Origin of the sequence: Intestinibacter sp. (assembly GCF_051866655.1) — a bacterium.
In the GTDB taxonomy this organism is placed as follows: Bacteria; Bacillota; Clostridia; order Peptostreptococcales; family Peptostreptococcaceae; genus Intestinibacter.
Map to the genome: position 1 here is coordinate 1 of NZ_JBJDXL010000058.1, position 7,430 is coordinate 7,430.

Annotated in this window: 2 protein-coding genes; both read left to right on the plus strand. The window is 30.0% G+C overall.

Going from position 1 to position 7,430, the window contains the following annotated elements; translation table 11 throughout:
• Positions 1-4,650 (plus strand): InlB B-repeat-containing protein (locus ACI3VO_RS01690; protein WP_439756245.1); only part of this gene is annotated, 4,650 nt, incomplete at its 5' end.
• A 798-nt stretch (positions 4,651-5,448) separates the two neighbouring features.
• The coding region (locus ACI3VO_RS01695; protein ID WP_439756246.1) for a hypothetical protein at positions 5,449-7,430 on the plus strand (1,982 nt) is incomplete at its 3' end.

Sequence of the window (7,430 nt, forward strand, 5' to 3'; positions counted from 1 at the left end):
TTGCCTATGTATGTATTTGCCGAAGAAAATATTAATGTAAGAGTAATCATTGAAAATACTACTCTAGAAGATGCAGCATTTACGGGTAGACTCGTTGACACTGAAGTTCAAGTTCCTGAAGGTTCAAGTGTATATGATGCTTTTAAAGAAGCGGCTGATAAAGAAGGAGTCGATTATGTAGGTGCTGGTTATATTTCTAGTATCAATGGCTTAAGTAATGGATGGATGGTTACACTAAACGATTGGTTTATAAATGTTGGTGCTAATAACCAAACCGTAGAGGATAATGATGAAGTGGCATTTATGTACAGTTGTAATCTGGGAGAAGATTTAGGTGGAACATTTTATAATAATGATAAAACATTAAAAGATATAAAAACAGATTTAGGAACTTTATCACCAGCATTTTCAAGTGATGTTAAAGAATATGAATTGAAGGTTCCAACTGGTACAAAACAAGTAGTAGTCACTCCAACGGCTACAAATAAAAACTTCCAAGTAAGAGCTAGTGTAGATGATGTTGAATATAAGAGAGCTCAAGCTATACCAGTAAAAGATGGCACAGTTATATCTGTAAAATGTGGAGATCCAGAGTGGCCAAGTATGAATAACCAAGCTGGAGGAACAGGGGCTAGTGTTCCAGCTGAAACTTATAAAATAAAAATAGTAGAATCAGAAGCTGAAGGAAATATGATAGATGTAACATTTGATGCAGATAATGGCACTAATGCAGTAGTTAAATCAGTGAAATCAGGAGAAGCACTAAACTATACTCCAAAAACACCAACTAAAAAAGGATATACTTTTGTTGGATGGTATAAAGATACTGATGATATAACTACAGAATATAAATCAGGTATTATAAATAATCAAGATGTAACATACAAAGCTAAATGGGCTCATGTAGAGATGCTTGGAGCACAAGCTAAGACAATAGTAGATAACAAGAGTGGTATAAGATTTGGTACTAAATTATACAATGATGGTGATGAAGTTGTAGAAAAAGGTACTTTAATCATACCTGCTAACTTATTATCAGAAGGTGAATCTTTAACATTATACAATAAAAAAGCAGCTAGAAGTATAGGTAAGGTAAATTACGAAGTTAATAAAGAAGAAAATTATGTAACTTATTTAGGAACAATAGTAAATATACCAAAATCTCAATTTCTAAGACAAATGACAGCAGCATCTTATGTAATCTACAAAGACAAAGCTGGAAATAAATATACTGTCTATTCTCAATATCCAAATGGCTCTGTATCAATTTATGATCTTTTAGGAAAAGAAGCTTGCGAATATCAAGTTTTATTTAATGTTAAACCTGAAGATGCAACTATTACAGTAAAAGATAATCAAGGTAATGTAGTAGAAGCAAGTGAAGGAGCTAAATATTTATTGATAGCTGGAGATTATACATATGAAGTTAAAAAATCTGGATACGAAATTCAAAAAGGAGAATTCCAAGTAAAAGATAAAGATTTAGAATTAGATGTAGAATTACAAAATGCATATAATGTATCTTTTACTCCTAATGTATCCAAATTAAAAAATTATAAATTAGAAGTATATAAAGACGGTGAATTAGTAGAACCTCAAGAAGATGGAAATTATTTATTAACTAATGGAAAATATACATATAAGGCTTCTGCAAGAGGATATGATGAAGTCAATAAAGAATTTGAAGTCGATTCAAGTGACTTATCGTTAACTGTTGAATTTGCTGCAGCACCATATGATATATCTTGGTACGATGCTGATAAAACAAGCTTTGAAATATCAACAGCTGAACAGCTTGCAGGTCTTGGTGCTATAGTCAATGGATGTACAGATATAAATGATACATTTGGTGGAAAAACTATAACAGTGACAAAAGATATAAAAGTAAATGGAATTTTAAATGAATGGTTATCAATAGGTGATGGTAGTGATTATTCAAAGACATTTGATGGTATATTTGATGGCGATAATCATACTATTACTGTAAAAATAAATACACCAAATGATGATTATGTAGGGTTATTTGGGTATACAGGATGGCAATCTGAAGTTAAAAACTTGACAGTCGAAGGTTCTATAATAGGTAAAAATAATGTTGGTGCAGTAACTGGAGTAGCACATTTTATGAATGGATTAGAAAATTGTGTCAATAAAGCTACTGTAACAGGTGAAACTAATGTAGGTGGAATAGTTGGAAATGCTTCTATTTACAGTGAAGGTATAAGTAATTGTATAAATAAAGGAGAAGTAAAGGGTAATGCTTCTGTAGGTGGAATTTGTGGATACACAGAAGGTTGTTATGTTGAAAACTCTTTTAATGAAGGAAATGTAGCTGCTGAATCTAATGTAGGTGGAATAATTGGAAATGTGTATGATGCTACTATACTAAACAGTAATAACTCAGGAAATATAACTGCAAACAACAATTATGCAGGTGGAATAATAGGAAAAGATGAATATGGAGGTAGTACTGTAATTAATGACTACAATACTGGAACTATAAAAGGTGATAGTTATATAGGTGGAATTTCAGGACAAAATAATTCACGTAAGATAGCGAATGACTACAACTTAGGAGAAGTTATAGGTACTGGAAAATATATAGGTGGAATAGTCGGTGCAAATTCAAATGCAGTTAAAAACTGCTACAACCTAGGAAAAGTATCAGCTTCAGAAAATAGTACTAATGTAAGTGTAATAGCTGAAAGGGCAGATTTAGATAACTGTTATTATATAAATACATTTACATCTTATACAGAAAATCAAGGAACAGCATTGCCTAAGGAAGATTTTGAAAATGGAAATTTAGCTTCAAAATTAAATGATAATTTGGCTCTTTACTATAGCTCATGGACTGTAAAAGACAATGTTACTACATTTACAGGAGAACCTATTCAAATTGTTTTTGATGAAATATATGAATCAAGTAATTATGAACATTTTGACGATTATACAGTAGAACTTAAAGATAGTGAAGGCAACGTAATTAAGCCATATAAAGAAGGTGTTTATGCATATTCAAATCTAAAATTAAATGAAACATATACATATACTGTAAAAGCAAAGGGATGTGAACCAACTACAAAAACATATACTTATGAAGGCGATTATGAAGAAATAGATGTCAGAGTAAGTTATATAAAAACAACAACTACATTAAAGTCAAATGTAGAAAATACAGAAATAACTGTATATGATAAATATAATGATGTAGTTGAACCTAATGAAGATGGAACATATAGCTTAGCTCCAGGGGAATATACATATAAAGCTTTAGCTGATGGATATTCAATGGCAAAAGACAAATTTACTATAGATGTAGTAGAAAACGATGAATCTAAAGAAATAAATATCGAAATGACAAAAGGATACGATGTTAATTTTGAAAGTAATTCAACTACAGGTCAAACTGTAGAAGTTAGAAATAGTTCAGATGTTTTAATGGAAACTAAAACACCAAATAAATACAATTTGGCAGCAGGAAAATACACATATACATTAAGAGCAGACGGATATGAAACTGTAAATGGCGAATTTGAAATTGTAGATAAAGACTTAGGAACAATTTCAGTTGAACTTAAAAAAGTTTACGACTTAAGTTGGTATGATTCTGAAAAAACAGAGTACACTCTAAATACTAAAGAAGAGCTTTTAGGATTTAATGCAATATTAAACAATAAAACAACTAGTATAAAAGGACAAAATTTCTCAGGAAAAACTATAAAATTAGGTAAGGACATAGTATTAAATAGCGATGATAAATTTACAAAAAATAGTGATGGTTCAATAACTGTGAGTGATGATGCTTATATTTGGGAATCTAGTGGTACATTTGCAGGAACATTTGATGGAAATGGATGCGCTATAAAAGGTTTATATATGGGAGATGCTTATTATCAAGCATTATTCAAAAATAATAATGGTACAATAAAGAATTTGACAGTCACAGGATACTTAAAGGGATCATATGTAGGTGGTATAGCTGTATATAATTATGGAACAATAGATAGTTGTACTAATAAAGTTACAATGGAATGTACTAACCAATATGGTAATATCGGAGGTATAGTATCACAAAGTAATAGTAAGGTAATTAACTGTACAAACCTAGGAGAAGTGAAAGGATACAGATATACAGGTGGTATAGTAGGAAGTGCAAGTAATTCAGTTTTAAAAAATAATGTAAATAAAGCAGCCGTAAGCTCAATAGGAGATAGTGCTTCAAATATAGGTGGTATAGCAGGAAGTGCATCATATTATTCTGAAGTATCTAATAACTATAATCTTGGAGATGTAACTGGTGCTTCAAATATAGGTGGTATAGTAGGAAATACAAATTCTTATACAAATAGTACAATCAAAAATAATGTAAATTATGGAAATATAAAAGCTGATACAAAAAGTGGATCTATAATTGGTTACATTGATGGAGAAGATATATCTAAATTAGATTTGGCCAATAATTTCTATCAAAATGGAACATTTGATGGAGGTATAATGGGTAAAGATATAGAAGGTAAAGTAGAAGCCAAAACATCAGAAGAATTATCTGATGGTTCTGTATCTACATTGCTTAATAGTGCTGTAACAGATGAAAATGGATATAAATCATGGGAAGTAATAGATGGAAAAACTGTATTTAAGATTTAAAGAAAAAATATTATCTAAGTAAATATTTATGTTATTGAAATAAGATTCTATAAAATATATTTAAAGGGATATGAAGCAAGGTAAAATTTGCATCATATCCCTTTTTGAAATAGGTATTTATTTTTAGAAATTCTAAATAGTTTATCGAATGCAAAAAAAATTCTATACTATCAAATATTAGCATAGAATTCCTTAAAAAACATACTACTTTTTATCATATAGTTACCAAGTTATATGACAAAGTTTTTATATACCCTATTATCAGAATATAGTATATTTGAAAATAAGTACAGTAGTATTTTAGTAGTAATACTAGTATTATAAGTGTTTTAGATAAGAGTATAACACTAAAATGGTACTTTTTTAAAACTATTTTTTAAACTATAATTATATTAAAGAATTACACATACAAAAAAATTAGATTAATTTGACGAATAAAGAATCTAATAAGTAAGATTATATAAATTATGTTTATTTAATTTATACAAATATTCTAATACACCCCACTCATAATAAAGATATATTTAAAAGGTATATGAAGCAAAGTAAAATTTGTATCATATACCTTTTAAATTATATTAGGTTTGGATATAGGAGTGATATTTTAGTAGTAATACTAGTGCTATAAAAGTATTAAATAAGAGTATAACACCAAAATTACACTTTTTAAAAACTGTTTCTAAATTATAATTATTTTATAGAATTATATAGAAATTTAAAACAAATTGACGAAAAATATATAGTTTGTTTTTATTTTTCCTTATATTTCTAAAAAAATATAAAAAGGAGGAACTTGCAATGAGTAAGAAATTTAAATCTATTTCTGCTGTATTTATGGCAATCTGTATGGCTGTCACAATGTCATCAACATCTTTATTTGTAGTAGTTGCAGATGCTATAGAAAAAAGTGAAGTAGAAGAAGCTCAAGACGTTGTAGAAGTATCAGAAGAATCTACAAAAGAAGCCGAAGAAGAATCAAATCCTCTTGGTTGGTATGATTCAGAAAAAGATACGTTTACAATTTCTACAGAAGACGATTTAGTGCTATTATCTAGAATCGCAAATGGTACTGCAGAAGATGCAGGAGGTAACAAAGTACAAGACAGTTTCAAAGGAAAAACTATAATTTTAAATGGAGATTTGGATTTATCAAATGTTGATATATCTCCTATAGGAACTGAGGATTTACCATTTGAAGGGACTTTCAATGGTAGAGACAATTCAATTAAACTAAACATATCATCAAATGAAGCAAATCAAGCCTTATTCGCTTACAACAATGGTACTATCAAAAACTTAGTATTATCAGGATCTGTAAAAGGTAAAGAATACGTAGCATCTCTTGTATCTGTCAATGAAGGCAAGGTTCAAGACATAGAATCTAGTGTGACTGTATCAGCTACAAATGATTATGCTGGTGGTATCATAGCACAAAATGATGGAACAGTAACTAGATGTAAAAATACAGGAAAAGTATCTTCATTTAGATTTACAGGTGGTATAATCGGTATAAATAGTGCCTATGTAAGTAAATGTGAAAATACTGCTACTATAACTTGTACCGGTAATGATACTTCATATAATAGCTGCAAAGGTACTGCAGGTATAACAGGTGTTTCAAAGGGTACGCAAGAAAAGCCTTTTAAAATAAGTGATTGTAATAATAGCGGTAAAATAGAAGCTGGTTATACTGGAGGAGGTATAACTGGATGGGTACAAAATGGACAAGTAATAAACTGCTACAATACAGGATATTGCGAAGGTGCATGGAACATAGGTGGTATCGCCGGTGGAGTAATGGAATACAATAAAAATACTGATTATTCAGTTGTAGAAAACTGTTACAACTACGGAGATGTATATATAGCTAAGGATGTAACTAATAACGCAGGTGCTGGTGGAAGATATGAATTCCAATATGCAGGCGGTATCGCAGGTTTTGCACAAAATGGTCATATATTAAATTCATACAACGAAGGACAAACTTATGCACTTATGCAAGCAGGTGGAATCCTTGGAGGAAATTACAACTTTACTGCAACAGTAGTACAAAATTGTTTGACTACTAAAAAGGGTTCAGGTAACAGTTATATAGGAGATGTAGTCGGTTGGTGGAATACAACAGCAAAGGATCAATGTACTGGAAATCAATACTATGAACCAACAGATGAAAATTTTGCTCAAATAGTATCTACATTAAATGCACAAGTAACTGATGAAAATGGTTATTATGGATGGAAATACGAAGATGGAAAGGTATCTCAAGCTAGAGTTTACTATGTCAAATTCAAAGTAAATCCAGATGATGCTAATATAGTTGTCAAAAACAGCGAAGGATTAGAATTATTTCCAGTAGATGAAAATATCTACATGGTTCCAAATGGGGATTATACTTATGAAATATCAAGAGACGGATATAAAACTAAATCAAGAAGCTTCGCAGTTCAAAATTCAGATGAATCATATGTAATAAAATTAGTTGCAAATGATTTATTGTGGACTGGAGATGAAGATACATCTTGGTACAATGCTGAAGACAATACATTTGAAATAACTTCAGCTGCTCAATTAGCAGGTCTTTTAAAATTAGTAAATGAAGGAAATACTTTTGAAGGAAAAACTATAAAATTAACAAAAGATTTTAATTTAGATGACAAGACTTGGGCAGGAATAGGAACTAGCGAAAGTCAATTTGCAGGAACATTTGACGGTGCTGGATATTCTATAAGCAATGTAAACTCAAGCTTATTTAAATATATAGGTCAAAATGGTAAAGTAAT